Origin of the sequence: Clostridium sp. AF28-12, from assembly GCF_003435225.1 — a bacterium.
Lineage (GTDB): Bacteria > Bacillota > Clostridia > Lachnospirales > Lachnospiraceae > Pilosibacter > Pilosibacter fragilis.
The window spans coordinates 43,895-63,425 of record NZ_QWGJ01000005.1 but is presented as its reverse complement, the minus strand read 5'-3'; the positions used below and the strand labels follow the sequence as shown (position 1 = coordinate 63,425).

Here is a 19,531-nt window from a genome sequence, read left to right as displayed (position 1 = left end):
ATGTTCAAATGTTGAAACTATGTAACGGAAGAAGATGTGATAAAAAGTAAAAGGAGCCATGGTGTGTGATAAGCCATAGGTTCCTTTTTGCTTTCTAAAAAGGAGTAACATGGCAAAACTTATTTTTACTTCCCGATATTTAAAAGATGCAAAACCATCTCAGAAAGAAAATTATGTCCATTACATTGGAACGCGGAAAGGGGTAGAGAAAATTGATACAAGTAAAAAGCACCTCCCAGCAACGGTGAGTCAAAAGAAGTTAGTGCATCAGCTCCTGCAGGATTTTCCGGCGACAAAAGAAATGCTGGAGTATGAAGATTATCAAAGAAAACCAACAATCGAAAATGCCTCGGAATTTATTTCCTGTGCATTGGAACAAAATCTTGATATAGCAGCGACGCGAAAAAATTATGTGGATTATCTGGCGCATCGTCCCCGTGTAGAAAAGATTGGGGAGCATGGCCTGTTTACAGATGAGGGAGAACCGGTGGTTCTTGGACAGGTGCAGAATCAGGTGGCAGATCACAAGGGAATTGTGTGGACACATGTGATTTCCCTTCGGCGCGAGGACGCAGCCCGGTTAGGGTACGACAGTGCTGTTCAGTGGATGGCATTGCTGCGTTCCAAACGGGCAATGCTGTGTAAGCATATGAAAATTGACAGCGCCAATCTGAAATGGTACGCTGCATTTCATAATGAAAGCCATCATCCTCATGTTCATCTATTGGTGTACTCAGTAAAAGATGGAGAAGGGTATCTGACAAAGCAGTCGATTGAGGCCATGCGTTCTGAGCTGGCACATGATATTTTCCGTCAAGATTTTGCAAATATTTATGAGGAGCAGGCACAGTCTCGTATGGATTTAAAGGAACGGTCGGAAGTTGTAATGAAAACATGGATAGATGAAATACGGGCGGGGACGCTTAAGAGTTCGGAAATTGAAACCAGTATGATGCAGCTTTCTAAACGGCTGCAGAATACAGGCGGGAAAAAGGTTTATGGCTACCTGAAGAGAGATGTGAAGGATCTGGTTGATCATATCGTAGATGAGTTGGAGAAAGATGACCGGGTGTCTGCCCTGTACCGGGAATGGGGGCTATGGCAGGATGAGATTGTGAAGACCTACCGAAAACAGACGGAAGAATTACCGCCTTTATCAAAACAGCCTAAATTAAAAAGTATCAAAAATATGGTGATTGCAGAAGCATTGAGGCTTGGCAGTCATCATTTTTTGTTTGAAGAGAATGAAGATGGATACTCAGAACCAAAGGACGATTTTTTTATACAAGAACCAGATCCGGTAGCAGAGCTGACAGGGGAACTAGATTCGGACTATGCGGAGGAGGAACTCAAGCAAGAGCTTTTTCCTAATGGCAGAAAAGAAAAATCCAGTTCCAACTGGTGGACAGATGGATATATACAGGCTAGGAATTATTTGTATGGCAGCGATTCTACATTACAGGATTTTGAAAAGGCATATCAGAAGTTCCTTCAGGAAGCAGAGCAGGGGAATGGGTTTGCCATGCACGACCTTGGCCGGATGTTTGCGGATGGCTTGGGACGGGATGCGGATGTGGGGCTGGCACAGAAATGGTATGAGAAAGCATTGGAAGCATTTCTTGTAAGAGAAGAATCCGTAAAGAAAAAGGAGAAACCATATCTGCAATATCGTATTGGGAAAATGTATGCTTCTGGTTTGGGAGCAGAACAAAATTATGAAAAGGCGGCACACTGGTTTTCTCAGGCGGCTGCAATGGACCATAAGTATGCCCAGTATTCTCTGGCTGGGCTTTACCGACGGGGACGGGGGGTGGAGCAAAATGATATGCGGGCATTCTCTTTATACAGGAGTTCGGCAGAACAGGGAAATCCTTATGCCAGTCTGGAACTGGCAAAGATGTATCGGGATGGTCTTGGTACAGAGCCGGATCCCAAACTAGCAGAGAGAGGATTTCAGGATGCGTATTCCGGTTTCGTGATATTGGAAGAAAAAAGTCATGATGATAAACTGCAGTACCGAATTGGTCAGATGCTCCACACAGGAACGGGAACCGAAGCGGATGATAAGAGAGCAGCTGAATATTGGGAAAAGTCTGCCAAGCTTGGAAATACCAATGCTCAGTATGCACTCGGAAAACTCTGGCTGGAAACGGGAAGTGGAGACAGCGGCCAGGCAGTGGAATGGCTTACAAAAGCAGCAAATGCAGAGCACTCAGCTGCCCAGTATGTGTTGGGGAAATTATACCAGGATGGTGTGTATTTTAATAAAGATATGGATCAGGCCATGAAATGGTTCCGCTCTGCAGCAGAACTTGGAAATGAATATGCTGCATATCGGATGGGATGTTTGTTGCTTTTGGGGGAGGAAATACCGAAGGATGTGGAAGCGGCTGTGAAGTGGCTCAGTCTGTCAGCGGAAAAAGGAAATCCGTATGCGCAGTATCGGCTTGGAATGCTATATCTCAAGGGGGAAGAGTTTTCTCCCCAAGTGGAAGTGGCAATGAAATGGCTTCAACAGGCAGCGGAGCAGAAAAATGAATGGGCCTTTTATCAGTTAGGGAAGTTATATCTTTCAGGAGAACATGTAACGAAAAATGTGGAAACAGCAGTACATTACCTGGGACTATGTGCGGAAAAAGGAAACCAGTATGCTCAGTATGCGTTGGGAAAGTTATATCTCTGTGGCAGAGATGTTTCCCGTGATCGGGAAAAGGCAGTGGAATATCTGACAGCATCGGCAGAACAAGGAAATCTGTATGCCAGTTTTTTACTGGAACATCTGGATGCATATCAGGATCCGTCCTTGTTTCTGGCAGCAACCAGACTGCTTCATCATCTGGAAAAGCTGTTTTGCGAAGAAGTACAGAGACCAATGGAAATGAAGCGGTATCAGATTGACCGGAAACGACGCAGGAAACTGTCAGAGAAAAAGCAGGCTCAAGGACATCATAGGGATGATCAGGAGCCGGCACAAGGTATTTATTGACGAAGGAGGATGGCATGGGAGAATTTGTTTATTTTACGGAAGAACAGAAACAGAGGGCCAATGCGGTGGATCTGGAAGATTTTCTTTCCAGGCAGGGGGAAAAGCTGCTTCGTTCTGGAAGAGAAAAGCGCCTGGCCAGTGATCACAGTATTACAGTGAGGGGAAATCGATGGTATGATCACGCGACAGAAAAGGGAGGCTGTGCCATTGACTTTGTGCGGATGTTTTATAACCAGAGCTTTCCGGACGCAGTTACAATGCTGCTTAGCGGAGAACAGGGAGTTGCATACCAGGAAAGCGTGAATCAGCAACCAGAACCGAAAAAGCCATTCGTACTTCCAGAAGCGAACCAGACCATGCACCGTGCTTTTGCGTATCTGATAAAGACAAGGTGTGTGGATCCTAAAGTAGTATCTGTATTTGCAGGAAAACACATGATTTATGAAGATGTCAAATATCATAATGTTGTGTTTGTGGGTTTTGATTCAGATGGAATTCCACGCCATGCACATAAAAGGGGAACCTGTCAGAAGGGACAACCATTTAAGGGGAATGTAGAAGGATGCGATCCAAGGTACAGTTTTCGTTGGGTTGGGAAGAGCAATACCGTGTATGTATTTGAGGCACCGATTGATATGCTGTCTTTTATTTCCATGTATCAAAAGGGGTGGATGGATCATAGTTATGTGGCACTCTGTGGGGTGGCAGAACATGCGTTGATGCAGCTTTTGAATGATGCACCGCACATCTCCCAAATTGCTTTATGTCTGGATCATGATAAGGCGGGAATCCAGGCAAGGGAACGGATAAAGAAAAACCTGTCTGAGCGGGGATACCATATGATATTCTCGCTTTTTTCAAATCTTAAGGATTGGAATGAGGATCTTCAAGAACTGAAGAAGCCACCGCCGGAATATATGAACAGACAGCAGACAGTTATACAGATGATGTGAGAGGAGGGGAGTAGGATACAGGGAGTCATTATATTTATTTGTATAGGTTTGGGGATGTTCGCTGTAATCGGCAGTCTGGTAATGATATCAAATCATTATACCTTAAACGGAATTAAATCGAGAACGGTAGGAGACGGGCAGTATGGAACTGCACGGTTTGCAACGGAAAAGGAAATACGGGAAACGTATGCTCATGTACCATATGAACCGGAGCAATGGAGAGCAGGAAAGCGTCTACCAAAAGAGCAGGGGCTGGTAGTTGGATACAAAAAGAAAGGAAATTCCATCACAGCACTGGTAGACAGTGGAGATATTCACTGTCTCATGATCGGGGCAGCAGGAGTGGGTAAGACCGCAAACTTCTTATACCCCAATATCGAATATGCCTGTGCTTCTGGAATGAGTTTTCTCACCACAGACACGAAGGGCGATCTGTTTCGTAATTATGCAGGTATAGCCAAGGAATATTATGGCTATCGGATTTCCATTCTGGATTTACGAAATCCCACCCGTTCTGATGGCAACAATATCCTGACGCTGGTTAATAAATACATGGATGAGTATTTAAAGAATCCTGAAAATCTGGCAGCAAAGGCAAGAGCAGAGAAGTATGCAAAAATTACAGCTAAAACAATCATCTGCTCTGAAGGGGCTTCTGCCAGCAGTTATGGACAAAATGCTTTTTTCTATGATGCAGCAGAAGGTTTGCTGACTTCTGTGATTCTGTTGATTGCAGAGTATTGCCCGCCAGAGAAACGCCATATCATTTCTGTGTTCAAGCTGATTCAGGATCTTCTGGCGCCATCCCCCGTGAAGAACCGGAGCCTGTTCCAGTTACTTATGGATAAGCTACCACCTACTCACAAGGCGAAGTGGTTTGCAGGAGCAGCTTTAAATTCTGCGGATCAGGCAATGGCCTCTGTGCTATCCACAACCATGTCCAGATTGAATGCGTTTCTGGATTCTGAAATGGAACAGATCCTGTGCTTTGAGAGTACCTTGGACACGGAAACATTCTGTAGGGAAAAGTCAGCAATTTTTATTGTGCTGCCGGAAGAAGATAACACGAAGTATTTTATGGTATCCCTGTTTTTACAGCAGCTTTACCGGGAAATGTTGACGATTGCAGATGAACATGGAGGAAAGCTGCCCAACAGAGTCATGATGTTTGCGGATGAAATCGGAACCATACCGAAAATTGAATCCATGGAGATGATGTTTTCTGCAGGCCGTTCCAGACGGATCAGCATGGTTCCTATCATTCAGAGCTTTGCGCAGTTGGAAAAGAATTATGGAAAAGAAGGTTCCAGTATTATCATCGATAACTGCCAGGATATTTTGTTTGGAGGTTTTGCACCAAACTCAGAGAGCGCAGAAATCTTATCCAAAGCATTGGGAAACAGAACGGTGTTGTCTGGTTCTATATCCAAAGGAAAAAATGACCCCAGCCAGAGCCTGCAGATGATGAGCAGACCATTAATGGCGCCGGAGGAGTTAAAGACATTGCCAAAAGGGAATTTCATTCTTGCTAAGACGGGGGTATGCCCTATGAAAACAAGACTTCCTTTGTTTTTAAAATGGGGTATCCGGTTTGAGGAGGTTTATGAAGTCCCGGAACAGGCAGCAAGAGAAGTTGTATATGCTGACCGATTGGAATTGGAGGAGGAAATAGTAAGGCGGTCTGATTTTGATGAGGAAGATTTATGGAGGGGATCTGTTGAAAGCGGAAAGTTGGAGGAGGCTTCTTTTTTAGGAGGAAAGGCTCATGGAGAGACAGCGAAGGAAAAACAGCATAAGGCAGCTACTCGAAGACCACCTCTTAGAACCGATTAGCAGAGAGGAGAACAGATGGCTTATTTTTCTAAAATTTATTCTTCAGATCTGCCCCATCGGGCTAAAGCTGTGTATATGTATTTGAAAGACCGGAGTAATACAGACGGACAATGCTATCCTGCGATTGGTACTATCGCAAAGGAATTAAACCTATCACGGAGAACTGTAGAGCGGGCGATTCAGGATCTGGTAAAGGCTGGGCTTATAAAAAAGGAACAGAGGTGGCGTGAAAACGGAGGAAAAAGCAGTCTTTTATATACGCTGATAGACAGCAGCTAGAAGATACGCCACCAAGGGATCAGTTTGTTTTCTTGGTGGCATATGGGATATGGCAATATGACATATGAAGAGAAGGTATCACTTGAAGAAATATAATAATCAGAGAAAAAATTAGACAGTTATCTATAAAAAAGGAAGGTGGGTGTGAGGTTAATGCGTATCAATTTTTGGTGAATATAAAACAACTTAGGGTAAGAAAAATATTCCCGAATAAAACAATATGTGGTATAATAAAAAACAATGCTATGTGAACAAAAAGGGTGCTGCGATGAAACAATATATTGGACAGCAATTTGCTGCTTTAAGATACGAAAAAAATATTTTGGTTGTTGAAGAAACTACATCTGCTGGTGGATGCGGCTCCTTCAACGCGGCTTCTTCATGTCCTGCGTCAGCCTGTCTTTATGACAGTGCGGCGTGGGGCTTTTTTATTGCCTGAAAGGAGTATGAGAACATGAGTCTGAAATATACCTGCCCCAGCTGTGGAACCCCCTTGGGTTATGAGGGATTGTGTTGGAAATGTAAGTGCGAGCAAGAACGGCAAGCTGCTCTTGCCTGGACGCCGGAACAAATCACGCAGAAACAGAAAAACCTGATCCAGAACATCCAGAAGCTGGCTGATATGAAGGACCCGGAGTTCACCGACTTTTGGCAGCTGCTTGGCTACCATGATGCCATCACCCCGGAGATTCAGCAGGTGGCACTGGCCGCAGAGGTGTTTTGGCCCTGTGAGCTCTACTACCACGCGCCAGAGGATGTGCGGGACGCTTTAGTTGCTGCCCTGCTAAAAGCAGAATACTCTCGGAATGCCGCCGACCTGATGAGTTGCCTTGCTATGCAAGGAGATGACAAGGCAATGGAGACTCTGCTGGAGCTGGAGCGAAATCCCCGGCCCTGGCGCAAGGGTCTCTATGTAGACTCATCCAGCTATGCGCAGATCGGAGGCTGGACCTTCGACAAGGAGGGCCAGAGAATCCAACTCAACTTCGACACCTGCTATCCTATGGTCAAGGGAACCACTGGCGAGAAATCTCCCATCCGCATTGGCCGAGCACGGGAGGACACCTGTCCCCACTGCGGCGGACACATGGTGGATATTTTGGTGCTGGATGGCCGGGATGAGCGGCTGAAATTCCTGGGGCTGGACGGCATCCTGACCGCCACCTGCTGCCCCAACTGTGTGGGATTTTTGAAAGGCCCCGCCTTCAACCGCTTTACTCTGGACGGCGGCGTGGAGGTCTTTCCCTCCGAACTCTTTGATGGTGCGGAGAAGACGAAGTGCTATGTTCGGCCCGAGGACTACAAGGCCCTCACTGAAAATCCCTTTGTGCTGGGCAAGACGCCGGTACCCTTGTTTTACGGCGCGGCCTGTCAGGATGTGAACACCATCGGCGGCTTTGCCAACTGGGTGCAGGACGCGGAATATACGACCTGTCCTCACTGCGGCAAGCCCATGAAGTATCTGGCCCAAATCCAGTGGGATACGGTGTTTGACTGTGCGGAGGGCACGCTCTATGTGGAGTTCTGCCCGGACTGCCATATCGTGTCCATGCAGCACCAGCAGACCTGAAAGGGAGAACGCCATGAAAAAGAGAACGGTTAAGGACTTTATTGCTCTGTACGCCCCGGAAGATGAGGAAAAGCTGGTACTGATTCAGGACGGTATCAGCGCGGATAAAACTTTTCTGGATACCTTCTGGGCGGCGCATACCCATGTCCTCGCAATGGCAGATGTCCAGACTGGACAGGTGATCTCCAGTCGATGCTACCTGAGCTGGCCGCTGACGGACAAGGAACGGGATGCCGGTGACTATTCCAAGCGGTTCGCCAAGGGCCAGATATACCGGATCAAAGCCCGCGGCTGGAAAGGTGATGCCCTCAGTGAACCCCAGTGGTATGTCACGGAAGTGTTGGAGGAAGGTGTGTCCTGTCCGGCACTGGAGGAAATCTGGGCGGAATATACAAAACCCATTCTTCTGAAAGATGAAGTGCTGGGAACCCTCACGCTGGATCGTGAGATGAGCACATTCGATGGGACCTGTAAGTGGATGGGAAAAGAAGTCCAGATCTCGTTGGATGTGGAGATTGAAAAGAAAGCGTCCTGGACCCGCGTCACCAATGTGATGAAAAAACTGCTGGCAGATCAGGAAGTCTGGGATAAATCTCTGCGAACTATGGCTGCCCAGAAACTCACTGCTCAGGCCAACGAATGGCTGGCCGACAATGACCAGACTGACCGAAACCCGGAGAAAGACCCCATCACCGAGGATGAGTTCGCCCGGCGCATCCTGCTCACCGAGTTTACAGTATCTCCTGGTGGGCGTTTTACCGTCTGGTATGAGGACGACGATATGTTCTGGGGCCATGTGGTCACTGTGGATGGGACACTGAAAAAAGGCCCTGTTGACGCTGATATACAGGGCTGACTACAACCGTTTATGGAAGGAGGTGCCCATTATGTGCGAGCACTGCCGAAACATTCAAATATGGAGAAAATTTGATGCCCCCAAGGACTACCTGGCCTGTATTGCTTATATTCAGCAGTTGGTGGGACAAGGCGAATTTGAACTGATAGCAGAGGACTCCACCTGCTCGCTGGAGAAGGTAAAGACTGAGGATGGATGGGCAGACGAAATTATGGCTCACATGATTAGGTGCAAGCACTGTGGCCAGATCTTCACCTGTGTGGTCAACACCTGGCGAGGCAGTGGACACTTCAAAAAAGGCAAGGGATAACACAGAAAAGGCGGTGAAACGATGAATCGGACAGAAGAAATAAAGCTGCTGGAGCAACTCGAACAGTGGAATAGCAAGGACGAGTATTCCCAGTGCATCCAGGCCATCGAAGCTATCCCGGAACAGGAGCGGGGCTATTTGCTGACCGTCAAGCTGAGTCGGGCTTACAGCAATCTGGCGGTTCTGGGAGATCATGGAGTGCATGGGACCGACGGTGAAGTGGACGAGGATCTCATCCGACACGCCATTGATCTGCTGGAGTCCGTCCGCACCCAGGGAGAGAACGACCCTTACTGGAACTCCCGGATGGGCTATTCCTGCCTGATGGCATACCGCTCCGCAGCCACCGCCTATGAATACGCAAAATGCTGGCTGGCCCTGGCCCCGGATGACCCAGCCGCCCAAAAGCTGGTTCGGGACTGCGAGGAATATCTGGAGGAGGAAAAAGCTCTGGAGCTGGATTTAAAAGAGCGGGAGGAAATCATCCGAAAGGAAACTCCCGATGATGTAAAGGGGGGTATCTGTAAATGAACAGTGGACAGATCACAGCATTTTTGCAAGAGCATTGGTACATTGCCTGGGTGCTCATCGGGGCCGTGATTTTAATTGGGGCGATCCGCAACTGGAACTGGCTCTGCGACCCCACTGGTACGCGGGATGCTCATCGACACAGCAGAGGATACCGGCGTGTGGTTTTCTTTCTGCTGGGTGTCCTCCTGATTGTGGTGAGTATCTGGGGATTTGTGCTGAAATTGAAATAGGAGGAGCAATCCCATGACCCAAGAAGAACAGATCCGACTCTATCGGCTGATGGAAAAACTCAACTGGTTTTTCCACCAAGAGATGCACTACCTGAATAGAGATATTGCGGAAAAGACCGCACGGGAGTGTTACCCGGAGATTCGGGATTTTACATACGATATTTTGTGGAATGACCTGCCCAAAGAGGTGCAAGAACAACTTGAAGCAGATTAACCCCCAATGACTTTGTACTGGCTCAGGAGGTGGAACTACAATGTCGATCACTGCTTATAAAATAGAAGCCGTCGGCCATGACCGAACCGGCGAAGACTATGGCTATGTAAATATCATGTACCGCTACGGCAACAAACAGCCCTGCCCCCGACCGGATCAGTGCGAAAAGATGGAAGTCATGTGGGCGAATGAGAGCGTCTATGGACCTCCTGCCCCCGGCAGCAAGGTGGGGGATTCTATACAGACATGGCTGATGGGCTCCTGGAACTGCGGCGTGTTTACCCACTGGGAGATCGCCCAGCGGCTGATGGATGCCTTCACTGGCCTGAAACTCAAGGAGCTGGAATGGTTCGAGAACCCCAGAGAAAAGACACTGAAAAACGGCAAACCCCGTGCGCGCCGGGCCAAGTGGCTGCCGGAGCGGGAGGCGGATTTGGTCTATCTCTACGCCGACCACTACATTGACGCCAGAAATCCGACTCCCGCAGAAACCGACTTTTTCACCGTCACAAGGATGGACGCCTGGGGCGTGAGCACCTGGTTTATGTGTACCCCACAGGCCGCTGAGAAGCTGATTGCCATGGATTACGACAATCTGGCCGTCAAGGAAACCACCATTGTGGGATAGGAGAAAACGAATGATGACTTTGGAACAACTGCCTCCCAAGGGCGTAAAGCGAGAACAGGCCATTTTGGAGCTGGGCAAGGATGAAGCAAACGGCGAACTGCTGTTCCAGCTTGTGAATACAGAAAAGGGCAAGTGCAAAACGGCTGCTCAGAAGGCCTTGGCGCAGCTGGAGTATGCCCCTGCTGCCCCACTGTGGGCCAAACTGGTCAAGGGCAAATGGATGGGCAGCAATATCATGTCAGATGCCTGCTCCGACTGTGTATCGGAGCAGATCGCCCCGGTTATTCTGAAGACTCTCTCCCAGCTGCTGGACGAGGGGGACACAAAGCCACTGGATATAGAACAACTGAACTTCTGTTTCCATTTGATGTTGGGGAAAGCCTCGCCTAAAATGCTGGAGGTCTACCGCTTCCTGGCGGAAAACACCCAGCGGATCGCCCAGCTGAAACGCACGCCTGTTTATTCTCGTGATGATTGTATCTCCTGGTGGATTACGGACGGGCTTCGCATTTGGGATGCCACACCCAAGGAAAAAGAGAAAATTCCCGCTGTAGTGCTGACCGCCGCCCTGATCCGCAACCCGGATGAGCGACTGCAAGCATTGGCTGATGAGCTGAATGAACGCTACGGCGGCAGCTGGCTGATGCCGGTCTTTATGAAGGCAATCATCACCCAGCCCAAGGAGCAGGTGTATGAGACCTATTCGCCCCTTCTGGATACGCCGCAAAAAGGCTATTTGTTCCATGCGCTGGGAATGCTCCATTACCGCTGTTATCCGGAAGGCTGGACCTATGAACGCCTGGGCCCGGATGGAATGATCGCTCTGATTTTTTGGGGTTATTATAGCTATGGAACCTATGACACAAGGTTTATGATTGAACGCTATGTGGATCTGGATGAGCGGTGGTTCTTTGATCTGGCTAAAGACCCAGAAGGACGCAAACCTACGGTGACATGGCAGACTTACAACCGGGGCGGTGTTCTGTATGGAAGCTACGACGAAATGTTCATCAGTCTGCTGCCCCGCAAGGTGGAAAACCCGGAACTGAAGCGCATTCTACGGGACTACTTCCGTATTCGCAGCGAAAAAGTGAGAGTGGAAGAAAGTATTACTGTTTACAAAGACGCTGCTGAGCGGTTCGGAGATGAATAATAATTGAAACAACAACGAAAGCAGGTGTCTTATGTACCAAATTGCATATATTGGCCGCTGGGAGACTCTCCCGGAAACGGCTGCCGCCATCTGTGATCATGACACTCCCAAGCTGGAGGCGCTGCTCCAAGACGGTCTGGATTTAGATGTTCCCATCCAACTCAGCGAATACATCAAGCTAATGCCATTGGAAATCGCGGTTTTTCGGAATGATGTGCCCATGATTCACTTCCTACTGGAGCATGGAGCTGATTCCGGTCTGGCAGAGGAACAGCCCTTGCTGCTCACCGCTGTCCGCTGTTGTGGGTCAGAGGTGGTGGCGCTCTTTGCTGGACAGGCCGCAAAACTCAGCCCGAAGCAGAAAGAGCGGGCCTTCCAGGAAGTGCGCTGGGGCAAGCGCCCGGAGAATATCCAGGTGCTGGAGCAAGCCGGGATCACAGTGGACAAGTTTGGCGGCGAGGCATTCCGGGCCGCTGTGTCCGAAGGCAATACCAAACTTGCCCGACTGCTTCTGGAAAAAGGGGCAGACATCAATTACCACAAGCCGGACATGGTGTTTCCGAACGCCTCCACCGCTGTCACTGAAGCTGTCCGACACAAAAATCTCCCCATGGTGCGTTGGCTCATTGAGCAAGGAGCCGACATCACCATTGCTGACAAATACGGCGACCGGCCTTACACCGTGGCGGTGCAGAACAAAAATCAGGAGCTGGCCGACTACTTAAAAGCCTTGGAACCGGAGGAATGGCACAACGAACAGGAAAAGGTCCGGCAGCTCATGCCCTATAAGCTGCCCGCCAAGCTGGTGGAATATCTAAAAACCGGCCCCCTGCGGCTGGAGTTCCAGGAGCAGGAATGGGTGAAATGGGCGGAGCTGTACGCCTACATGGATGTGCAGGAGATGACCTGGAAACGAAAAAAGCTGCTCTCCCTCATGGCGGCCATGGATAATTACAGCGACTACCTGCTGCTGTGGAGCCCCAGGGACAAAAAGCTGTGGTATCTGGACATCGAGCATGAGGAATTCCACCCTCTGGCCAAATGGGACGACTTCATCGCAGACCCAGGCCGGTATCTGAACGGGATGATCGAGGGTGAGTTTGAGGAATAAGGAGCAAACCGATGACAGAAGAAAACAGAACTTACATCACCCATCTCAAAGCTGCCTGCATTGAGGGGTAAGGAGGATACCATGATGAAACTGAATTGTAAACGCATTGATTTACCATATACGCCCGGCGAGGAGATCTTCACCTTTCCCGAGGAATCGGGACTTCCCTTTCTTTTCGATGTAGAGGAAGAACTGACTGCTGATCCTGCCGCTATGGATGCGGTGGGAGAAATGCTGGATGAGGCGGAGAAACTGGCGGAAAAGGCCAAAGCCGCTATCAAAGGGGCGCTGGCGGACGAGGACAGCTGCTACCATAGCGTTGTGACATTTTTCATGGAGTTCCACCGGGACGAGGTAGGCCCTGATATTGCGGCGGATCTTTTTCCAGGAACCGACCTGGCCAAGCTGTCCTTTACTGAGATGGTGGACTTTTTGCGGCTCAAACGGTTTGGCAGCCTGGTGGATAGCGAGATGAACCAGCAAGTTTTCATTCTGGATCTGTCCTTCAATCCGGAAATCACCGACGAACTGATGGTGGTCTACTTTGATTTGAAGAAGGAGATTTTCTGTATCACACATGAGAGCTGAGGAACGAAAAAGAGAAAAATATCTGCCCACACTTCTGATCCAGCAGATCCGCCTGCAATGGTATAAAGACTGTCGGGGCGGAAACGCCGCCGCACAACGAAACCAGTATCCCAGAGCGATGCGGCTGCCTAAAGACTTCTTCTCTTACTATTCCTTTGGCCTGCCTACACACTTTGTATCTATCTTACAGAGGCCCGATGGATTTCAGATCGATAAGGACTGTCGCAGGCTAATGGAATGGAAGCCTAATAGCACAATGCGGCTTCACCCTTTTGAACTGATTCAGCTGGAGTCCGGAATCCAGGTGCGTTACCGCTATGATTGGCATATTGGTGCGATGCCGGAGCGATATACCTATGATAAGACCGGGCAAAAACAGCCTCTCAATGAGCTGGCACTGGATTTGATTCCTGGTGATTATGGTCGGGCTGTCTGCAATGGGCGGTTCCGAGACTGGGACACCGGGATCTGGTATTATGTGCTGGACATTTTGAATGTGATGCCGCTTGCAGAACCCACCGACTCATTGACCAGTTTTATGGACAGAGAACCGAATAAGATATATACCCAGATCGACCGGCTGTGGTGACGAAAGACAGGAGGATACTACCATGACGAAAGAACGCATCCCTATCTCTGGCGATCTGGGCAGCAAGGTTAAGCAGCTGATGGAGTACGCCGGATGGTACGAAGGCCGCAGTGTGGATATTTCCATTGCGGAGAAGTATTACGCCGATCATGGCGTCCCGATGATGAAGACCACCCAACGATTTTACCGCAAGTATTTCGGCCTGTGCTGCGAGTGGTACTTGGCGCAGAAAAAGCTGAAATGGGCGGCTGACTTTGAGTTTGCTTTGTTCCCTTACCTGGTCAACGAGATCAAAAACCATTTGGAAGAAGCCTATTTCCGGGATATGTCCGGCTGTGAGCTGGCGGAAATCGAACAGGCTGCCGGTCAGAAGTGCCAGCCCATCGGTCACATCGGCTACTACTACCCGGCAGAGGTTTGGATCTCGGAGTACGGGAAACTGTATGCGAAATATGAGTATCAGGACGAGATTGAGTGCTTTCCTGATGTGTTTGCCCTGATCGAACGGGAACTGCGGCAGTGCAACTTTGATTCCGCTGCCATGAAAACAGTTGAGGCACTGGATGGAAAGGTATGACGAAACAATAAGGAGAAAATGTTATGAACATGAAAGAAAAACTGGAGTCGTTGGGCAAAAACAGCATTGTGTTGAAAATTGCTAAGAAAGAAAAATATAAGCTGGGCGCCACCCGCTTCGGTGGGAAGCCGGATGTGCCCCCGGACTTCGTTTGGCCTACTTATGAGGGCGAGAGCTATGACCATGTGGTGAAGGATCGTCCCCTCACTTTCCTGGCACAGTTCAACTGTGAGGAGCTGGCCCAGTTTGACAAAGAGCATCTTCTGCCCGATCACGGCCTGCTCTCCTTCTTCTATGAAACGGATACCCAGTGCTGGGGCTATGACCCCAAGGACAAGGGCTGCGCCCGCGTCTATTGGTTTGAGGATCTTTCGGCACTGTCCGCTGCAAACTTTCCTGTTGATATGGAGGAAGATTTCAAATTTCCTATGGTCAAGATCAAGATGGACGCAAAATACTCCTATCCTTCCTGGCAGGACTTCCATGAGGTGTTCCCGGATGAGAAGGATGACGAGGCTTTCAACGATGCATGGGAGGAACTGACCGGCGAGGACCCAGAGGACCCGGATGACCGCTCCCAGCTGCTGGGCTGGCCCTATGTGATCTAGAACAGCATGTTTGCCGAATGTGATTTGGTTAACCAAGGATACTATCTGGGCAATGGCTGGGTTAAGATTCCAAAGGAGGTTCGTCAGCGGGCGGAAGAAACGGCCCGTGACCGCTGGATGCTGCTGTTCCAGCTGGATATCGTGGAGTATGGCGACTTCGAGCTGATGTTCGGAAACTGCGGGCACATCTATTTCTACATCACCAAAGAGGACCTGGCAGCCCGCCGCTTTGATCGGATATGGCTGGTCCTCCAGTGCTACTAAAAACATGAAACAGGACTTTACTATTTGGCGCAATCAAATATTACAGAATCCGCGGGACATTTTACCGCTGAAATTCGGAATATCGCAGGATGAGGTCATAGAAATCTTCGGGAATCCTGATGCCGTTTCCACCATGAAAAGCGATGGGAAACCTTTGATCCTCAAATACCATGACATTGAACTGCATTTCGATAGAAAGGCTCCTCATGGGCTCTACTTGATTTACAGCGACGATGAGATTGAACTGAGCATCACAGCCGAGCACGAAGAAACGCTGCAACCAATCACCAACACAGAGCCGGTGGACAACGAATTTTTCCTTCGGGATGGAGCCGTCTATTTCTCTGGCCTATATGAAAACGGCTTGTTGAAGGGTGTTGCGCCCAAAGACTTCTGCTGCTGGCGTTACTGGGGCAAATCCTCTACGGCCTGCTTTCTCGGCGGGATTCGCCTGCGTGGAGCAGTCCCGGCATCGTTTCGGGTGTTAAACTATGCCTACGCGATTGACAAAGCAGCCGTCTACACCACCAGCGGGAGAATTCCAGATGTAGATCTGGCAGCCTTCCAGGTATTAGACAATGGCCAGAACGATTCAGGTGCGCCCCAGGGATATGCAAAGGACAGCCGGCAGGTCTACTTTCATAACGGGGACGGCAGGGTGAAAATCATCAAGGGCGCGGAAGTTTCCTCTTTCCGCTCGTTGGGCGATACCTATTTTGCCAGGGATGAGAAACGGATCTATGCCTACGGCAAACAGCTTCCAAAGGCAGAGCTGACTTCCTGGGAACTACTTGGGCACTGGTATTCCCGCGATGCCAAGCGGGTGTATTACCTCAACCGGGAGATCAAGGGGGCGGATCGGGACAGTTTCACAGTCTGCACTCCTATGGATGCGGCTCCGCTTGCCGATCATCTGGCCCGCGACAAAGACCATTTTTACCAGAACGATGAGATGATAGACGAAACACTGTGGCTGGAAAGGCTGCACGAGATAACCTAAAAACCGTAAACGGAGGAAAACGACAATGGACTATTTGAAAATACTGCATGAAAACCCTGATTTGGCAGAGGAATTTGATTCGCTGTTCGACTTCTTCCTGCTGGATGAGTTATCCCCGCGGGATGACGCGGAAGGCCGATGCACCTTTTCAATGCCCGGCATGGCGTTTGCCAGAGATGGCTCCGGCGGAGAATACCACCTGTTGGAAGATGGCTCCATTGGATATTACAGCAGCGAAGGTGAGGCAGGCCGTCTGGCCGAGAGCATGGACGCTCTCTTTTCCCTGATTGTGAGCTGTATCTGCTGGCACGACTGCTGTGACGCAAAGCAGTATGTAGATTCCAAAACACTGGAGGAATATGGGCAGAGACAGCGTAACACAAACTTGGAAGATATGGATAGCTTGCGGCGGGTGTCTGATGCGCTCGGTATCCTTACCGGTGAGCCGCTGGCTCCGGTTCTGGAGCGGTTCCGCAAAGCAACCCAGCGTGAGCCCGTGTATCAGTGTATATTCCACGAGGACGACGGAAGCTTGACCGAATCATACGGTTTGATGTTTGAATGAGAAAGGAGGAATCACGATGAAAACATTTGATCCGAATTATAAACTGCTGGACGAGATGTATCAGGACGATTACTATCCTGCTTTTCTGGTAGACAAGGTAAAGGACGAGCTTCAGAAGGTCATCGACCTGTTGGAAGGCGGCGAAACCGATACCGAAGTGGTGCAGGAAACGCTGGACGAGGCGGTCTGCGGCATCAATGATCTCCAGGAGGAGTTTGACGAGAACGACAGCGAGATCGAAACGGTGGCACGGGAATGTATCGCGGCAACCGTGGCCTACATTCTGGAGTGGTTTGGCATCCCCATTGACACCGAGGAGGCCATCCGGGAAAGGGATTGGTGAAAACGATGTCCATTGAAAAAATGTTTGGCGAACTGGATAAGATCGACATTCTGGCAGAAACCAAAACCGGAGAAGTTCTAATGGTTTTGGTCTGCAATGGCTTTATTGACGGCTCCCCGGAAACGCAGAAGGCCCTGCTGGACAAGATGGAGGGCTATCTGAACCACACCCAGAGCGAGGAATTTCAAAAGGAATATGGGGATCGGCCCGTAATTCTGCGTGTGACCCTTGGCCGGGAGCCGGATGAGCACATCCTGGCCCTGCTCAGCAAGTGCCCTGCTTGGGCAGAGGACTATGGCGTAGAGCTGGAAATAGAAATTGGAGGAAAACAGGTTCGCATTGTAGAGAGCTGACCGATGCTTAAACCGAATCAACAGGAGGAAACCACTATGCCGACTACCGAATGGCTAAATAAATACGAATCAATCAAGGATAAACTGGTCTGCAAAACGGACCTGGACGCTCATTTCACAGAAAAAGTGATTGGGAACATGGGCGTGAATGTGCTGGACATTGGTGCCGTCCACTTCCCTACCGGGACGATCTTCGCCTGCGATCCTCTGGTGGAGCTGGAGGATACACCGCCCTTAATCCAGACGATCCCCGCCGGGACTTATCCCGTAAAGATCTGCGTGGTGCCCAGTGAAAAATACGGCGACCGCTACGCCTGTGTCAAGGTGGAGGTCAGTCGGGAGAAGCCTGTCCGCTATGAGTTGGGTATGACGGGCAAAGAAGATCTGGACGAGGGACTGGATGAGGACGATTATTTTGGCTTTGGCGTAGACGCCGGGATGGGCTGCGTTGCGGACATCCAGACCCAGGCGGCTTTCAAGACATACTGGGCTAAGCGGCTGGAGGAAGCCCCGGACATTGACCCCTACAACGACCTGTTCTGCGACTTACTGGAGGAAAACGCCCAAGCCTACCCCAAATATCAGGGGGACTGCGGCGACTGGCTCAACTGGACAGTGCCGGACACGGACTGCAACCTGCCCATCTTCTCCTCCGGCTGGGGTGATGGTTACTATCCCGTCTACTTCGGCTACGACGCCAAGGGCGAAGTCTGCGCCGTGTATGTGCGCTTCATCGACATTGAAGCCAGCTACAAGGAGCAGGAATAAGGAGGCGCACTATGGAATTACCGAAACGGGCGCGGACAGTGAACTGGGAGAGCGGTGTCCTGACCTTAGATGGGGAAAAGCAATTTGAAGTCCCGGAGCTGACCGCAGAGATCATGGAGCAGCTGGCCGGTTACACCCTGGTGGGCTTTCATGTGAAAGGCTATCCGGTGACCGATGAACTGCTTGCCCCCTTTGCCGGGCATAAAAGCATGGCCAACTTCGGCGTGGAGGACGGTGCGCTCACCGACGCCTGCTTTCCCGTTTTTTCTGCTATGCCCAAGCTGCGCTATCTGCTGTTGGACGGCAACGCCGCCATTCACGGCAGCGGCCTGTCCTCCTTGCAAGGCTGCAAGCTGGACCTTTTGACCCTTAACCGGACCGGGCTGGATGATGCCGGTCTGCTCCAGGCGGCTTCCATCCCCAAGCTCTCCCACATCCAGATCGACCATACCGCCGTTACCTATGAGGGCCTGTTGGCCAGCGCCGGCAACAACCGCATTGAGCCGGTATCCCATGTGCAATTCACCAAGAAGCAGATGGAACACTTCTCCCAGCTCCAACGGGAAAAGGCCAAAAAGCCCGTCCAACTGGATGGGCAGGCGGCGGAAGAATGTCGCAGAATCTTGTCCGCTTTCTTTGCCGAGATGACAGAATGGGAGAAATACATGGAGCAGGCTGGGTTTGAAGATGCTGATGCTGTGCCCCGCGTGCTGGCAATTTGGGAGAAGTATGTGAGCGAAAAGCCCCGTCCGGGCTATCGACCTCTGGGCCTCTCATACAGCGCCCAGGGCACCTACAACGGGGAAGAATTCCTTGACGCAGAGCAGATTACCAAAAACAAGCTCTACATTTACACCAGAGAGAAAAACACCGGCTTTGACCGTCGTTTCCTCATGAAGCGCGTGGGCGAGGGCTGGATGATCGATGCGGTGCAGGAGCGGCTGGACGGCTGGCAGCGAACAGGATTGTGAGGCATCACATGGCTTGGGAATATGAAACCTTTGGCTCGGACGGTCAATGCAAATTGTTCGGTGTGAACATCTTTGACTACGACTGGCAACCCACTGGGAAGCGAGTAAAAGTCCAAGACCCGATCTATCACCAAAACCATACCTTCGAGGTCTGGCAGGTAGAGATTGACGGGCAGATCCACCGCTTTGCTGCTGGAGAGTTCTCCAACTGCGTATGGGGATTTTATTTAGAGAAAGACGGATGAAAGGAG

At 50.1% G+C, this 19,531-nt stretch carries 24 protein-coding genes and 1 pseudogene; all 25 read left to right on the top strand.

The window, feature by feature from the left end; translation table 11 throughout:
* Positions 1-109 precede the first annotated feature (109 nt).
* The 25 genes and pseudogenes from mobP3 (at position 110) to DWY93_RS05965 (ending at position 19,525) form a co-directional block, all read left to right on the top strand.
* Positions 110-2,986: a MobP3 family relaxase gene (gene mobP3, locus DWY93_RS06085; RefSeq protein ID WP_117471955.1), complete on the top strand. Its 2,877-nt coding sequence runs from the start codon at positions 110-112 to the stop codon at positions 2,984-2,986.
* 65 nt (positions 2,987-3,051) lie between these two features.
* Positions 3,052-3,939, top strand: coding sequence for a DUF3991 and toprim domain-containing protein (locus tag DWY93_RS06080; protein ID WP_242990542.1), 888 nt, complete (start codon positions 3,052-3,054; stop codon positions 3,937-3,939).
* 54 nt (positions 3,940-3,993) lie between these two features.
* Positions 3,994-5,772: a VirD4-like conjugal transfer protein, CD1115 family gene (locus DWY93_RS06075; protein WP_117471952.1), complete on the top strand. Its 1,779-nt coding sequence runs from the start codon at positions 3,994-3,996 to the stop codon at positions 5,770-5,772.
* Positions 5,773-5,787: 15 nt separating this feature from the next.
* The gene (locus tag DWY93_RS06070; protein ID WP_002593789.1) at positions 5,788-6,051 is read left to right on the top strand and encodes a helix-turn-helix domain-containing protein; all 264 of its coding nucleotides are present in this window, start codon (positions 5,788-5,790) and stop codon (positions 6,049-6,051) included.
* 268 nt (positions 6,052-6,319) lie between these two features.
* Complete coding sequence (locus DWY93_RS17135; RefSeq protein ID WP_181968292.1) at positions 6,320-6,490, top strand: hypothetical protein; 171 nt, start codon at positions 6,320-6,322, stop codon at positions 6,488-6,490.
* A gap of 15 nt (positions 6,491-6,505) precedes the next feature.
* The gene (locus DWY93_RS06060) at positions 6,506-7,621 is read left to right on the top strand and encodes a hypothetical protein (protein ID WP_117471948.1); all 1,116 of its coding nucleotides are present in this window, start codon (positions 6,506-6,508) and stop codon (positions 7,619-7,621) included.
* A 13-nt stretch (positions 7,622-7,634) separates the two neighbouring features.
* On the top strand, positions 7,635-8,477 hold the full coding sequence (locus tag DWY93_RS06055) for a DUF2262 domain-containing protein (protein ID WP_117471946.1): 843 nt from the start codon (positions 7,635-7,637) through the stop codon (positions 8,475-8,477).
* 31 nt (positions 8,478-8,508) lie between these two features.
* A complete protein-coding gene (locus DWY93_RS06050; protein WP_117471944.1) occupies positions 8,509-8,787 on the top strand; it encodes a hypothetical protein in 279 nt (92 codons plus the stop codon).
* A 21-nt stretch (positions 8,788-8,808) separates the two neighbouring features.
* Positions 8,809-9,318, top strand: coding sequence for a hypothetical protein (locus tag DWY93_RS06045; protein WP_117471942.1), 510 nt, complete (start codon positions 8,809-8,811; stop codon positions 9,316-9,318).
* Positions 9,315-9,548, top strand: coding sequence for an immunity 17 family protein (locus DWY93_RS06040; RefSeq protein ID WP_117471940.1), 234 nt, complete (start codon positions 9,315-9,317; stop codon positions 9,546-9,548). The genes DWY93_RS06045 and DWY93_RS06040 overlap by 4 nt, the downstream gene beginning before the upstream one ends.
* A gap of 13 nt (positions 9,549-9,561) precedes the next feature.
* Entirely contained in the window at positions 9,562-9,762 is a 201-nt protein-coding gene (locus DWY93_RS06035; RefSeq protein ID WP_117471938.1) for a hypothetical protein, read from the top strand.
* A gap of 40 nt (positions 9,763-9,802) precedes the next feature.
* Positions 9,803-10,390, top strand: a complete 588-nt coding sequence (locus DWY93_RS06030; protein WP_117471936.1) for a hypothetical protein — start codon at positions 9,803-9,805, stop codon at positions 10,388-10,390.
* 10 nt (positions 10,391-10,400) lie between these two features.
* Positions 10,401-11,543, top strand: a complete 1,143-nt coding sequence (locus tag DWY93_RS06025) for a hypothetical protein (protein ID WP_117471934.1) — start codon at positions 10,401-10,403, stop codon at positions 11,541-11,543.
* Between the two features lie 31 nt (positions 11,544-11,574).
* The gene (locus tag DWY93_RS06020) at positions 11,575-12,654 is read left to right on the top strand and encodes an ankyrin repeat domain-containing protein (protein WP_117471932.1); all 1,080 of its coding nucleotides are present in this window, start codon (positions 11,575-11,577) and stop codon (positions 12,652-12,654) included.
* Between the two features lie 84 nt (positions 12,655-12,738).
* Positions 12,739-13,242 (top strand): DUF2004 domain-containing protein, encoded by a 504-nt coding sequence (locus DWY93_RS06015; protein ID WP_117471930.1) that lies wholly within the window; start codon positions 12,739-12,741, stop codon positions 13,240-13,242.
* A complete protein-coding gene (locus DWY93_RS17855) occupies positions 13,232-13,831 on the top strand; it encodes a hypothetical protein (RefSeq protein ID WP_117471928.1) in 600 nt (199 codons plus the stop codon). The genes DWY93_RS06015 and DWY93_RS17855 overlap by 11 nt, the downstream gene beginning before the upstream one ends.
* Positions 13,832-13,853: 22 nt before the next feature.
* Positions 13,854-14,408, top strand: a complete 555-nt coding sequence (locus DWY93_RS06005; RefSeq protein WP_117471926.1) for an SUKH-3 domain-containing protein — start codon at positions 13,854-13,856, stop codon at positions 14,406-14,408.
* A 23-nt stretch (positions 14,409-14,431) separates the two neighbouring features.
* Positions 14,432-15,280: pseudogene (locus DWY93_RS06000) on the top strand (YwqG family protein).
* Positions 15,246-16,280, top strand: a complete 1,035-nt coding sequence (locus DWY93_RS05995) for a DKNYY domain-containing protein (protein ID WP_242990540.1) — start codon at positions 15,246-15,248, stop codon at positions 16,278-16,280. Before DWY93_RS06000 ends, DWY93_RS05995 begins: the two are co-directional and overlap by 35 nt.
* Before the next feature lie 25 nt (positions 16,281-16,305).
* On the top strand, positions 16,306-16,845 hold the full coding sequence (locus tag DWY93_RS05990) for a hypothetical protein (protein WP_117471922.1): 540 nt from the start codon (positions 16,306-16,308) through the stop codon (positions 16,843-16,845).
* A 16-nt stretch (positions 16,846-16,861) separates the two neighbouring features.
* Complete coding sequence (locus tag DWY93_RS05985; protein ID WP_117471920.1) at positions 16,862-17,188, top strand: DUF5713 family protein; 327 nt, start codon at positions 16,862-16,864, stop codon at positions 17,186-17,188.
* Positions 17,189-17,193: 5 nt separating this feature from the next.
* Positions 17,194-17,541 carry a DUF6572 domain-containing protein gene (locus DWY93_RS05980; protein ID WP_117471918.1) on the top strand — a complete coding sequence of 116 codons (348 nt, stop codon included), beginning with the start codon at positions 17,194-17,196 and terminating at the stop codon, positions 17,539-17,541.
* A 3-nt stretch (positions 17,542-17,544) separates the two neighbouring features.
* Complete coding sequence (locus DWY93_RS05975; RefSeq protein ID WP_117471916.1) at positions 17,545-18,309, top strand: DUF4241 domain-containing protein; 765 nt, start codon at positions 17,545-17,547, stop codon at positions 18,307-18,309.
* An 11-nt stretch (positions 18,310-18,320) separates the two neighbouring features.
* Entirely contained in the window at positions 18,321-19,280 is a 960-nt protein-coding gene (locus DWY93_RS05970; protein WP_117471914.1) for an NTF2 fold immunity protein, read from the top strand.
* Positions 19,281-19,288: 8 nt separating this feature from the next.
* Positions 19,289-19,525: a hypothetical protein gene (locus DWY93_RS05965; protein ID WP_117471912.1), complete on the top strand. Its 237-nt coding sequence runs from the start codon at positions 19,289-19,291 to the stop codon at positions 19,523-19,525.
* Positions 19,526-19,531: the final 6 nt, after the last annotated feature.